This window comes from Streptomyces sp. NPDC048650 (assembly GCF_043199095.1).
Lineage (GTDB): Bacteria > Actinomycetota > Actinomycetes > Streptomycetales > Streptomycetaceae > Streptomyces.
The window spans coordinates 3,516-5,374 of sequence record NZ_JBICVM010000035.1; the positions used below are offsets into that span (position 1 = coordinate 3,516).

Below are 1,859 nucleotides of genomic sequence, written 5' to 3' on the forward strand. Positions count from 1 at the left end.
AACGTCCGTTGTGATGGGTAGGGGAGCGTCGTGTGCCGGGTGAAGCAGCCGTGGAAACGAGTTGTGGACGGTTCACGAGTGAGAATGCAGGCATGAGTAGCGATACACACGTGGGAAACGTGTGCGCCGATTGACTAAGGGTTCCTGGGTCAAGCTGATCTGCCCAGGGTAAGTCGGGACCTAAGGCGAGGCCGACAGGCGTAGTCGATGGACAACCGGTTGATATTCCGGTACCCGCTTTGAAACGCCCAGTATCGAATCCATTAATGCTAAGGCCGTGAAGCCGGCCTGGAGTCTTCGGACAAAGGGACGTGGTGGAGCCGCCGATCCAAGGTGGTAGTAGGTAAGCGATGGGGTGACGCAGGAAGGTAGTCCAGCCCGGGCGGTGGTTGTCCCGGGGTAAGGGTGTAGGCCGTGTGGTAGGTAAATCCGTCACACGTTAAGGCTGAGACCTGATGCCGAGCCGATTGTGGTGAAGTGGATGATCCTATGCTGTCGAGAAAAGCCTCTAGCGAGTTTCATGGCGGCCCGTACCCTAAACCGACTCAGGTGGTCAGGTAGAGAATACCGAGGCGTTCGGGTGAACTATGGTTAAGGAACTCGGCAAAATGCCCCCGTAACTTCGGGAGAAGGGGGGCCATTGCTGGTGATGGGATTTACTCCTTGAGCTGGTGGTGGCCGCAGAGACCAGCGAGAAGCGACTGTTTACTAAAAACACAGGTCCGTGCGAAGCCGTAAGGCGATGTATACGGACTGACGCCTGCCCGGTGCTGGAACGTTAAGGGGACCGGTTAGTCACATTTCGGTGTGGCGAAGCTGAGAACTTAAGCGCCAGTAAACGGCGGTGGTAACTATAACCATCCTAAGGTAGCGAAATTCCTTGTCGGGTAAGTTCCGACCTGCACGAATGGCGTAACGACTTCTCGACTGTCTCAACCATAGGCCCGGTGAAATTGCATTACGAGTAAAGATGCTCGTTTCGCGCAGCAGGACGGAAAGACCCCGGGACCTTTACTATAGCTTGATATTGGTGTTCGGTTCGGCTTGTGTAGGATAGGTGGGAGACTGTGAACCTTGGACGCCAGTTCAAGGGGAGTCATTGTTGAAATACCACTCTGGTCGTGCTGGATGTCTAACCTGGGTCCGTGATCCGGATCAGGGACAGTGTCTGGTGGGTAGTTTAACTGGGGCGGTTGCCTCCTAAAGAGTAACGGAGGCGCCCAAAGGTTCCCTCAGCCTGGTTGGCAATCAGGTGTTGAGTGTAAGTGCACAAGGGAGCTTGACTGTGAGACTGACGGGTCGAGCAGGTACGAAAGTAGGGACTAGTGATCCGGCGGTGGCTTGTGGAAGCGCCGTCGCTCAACGGATAAAAGGTACCCCGGGGATAACAGGCTGATCTTCCCCAAGAGTCCATATCGACGGGATGGTTTGGCACCTCGATGTCGGCTCGTCGCATCCTGGGGCTGGAGTCGGTCCCAAGGGTTGGGCTGTTCGCCCATTAAAGCGGTACGCGAGCTGGGTTTAGAACGTCGTGAGACAGTTCGGTCCCTATCCGCTGTGCGCGTAGGAGTATTGAGAAGGGCTGTCCCTAGTACGAGAGGACCGGGACGGACGAACCTCTGGTGTGCCAGTTGTCCTGCCAAGGGCATGGCTGGTTGGCTACGTTCGGAAAGGATAACCGCTGAAAGCATCTAAGCGGGAAGCCTGCTTCGAGATGAGTACTCCCACCCCCTTTGAGGGGTTAAGGCTCCCAGTAGACGACTGGGTTGATAGGCCAGATATGGAAGCCTGGTAACGGGTGGAGTTGACTGGTACTAATAGGCCGAGGGCTTGTCCTCAGTTGCTCGCGTCCACTGTGT

Annotated in this window: 1 rRNA gene (only partly in view); it reads left to right on the forward strand. The window is 55.9% G+C overall.

Features of this window, described 5'->3' with window-relative positions:
- Positions 1 to 1,838: ribosomal RNA gene (locus ACGFML_RS38075) — 23S ribosomal RNA — on the forward strand (it extends 1,365 nt beyond the left edge of the window).
- Positions 1,839 to 1,859: the final 21 nt, after the last annotated feature.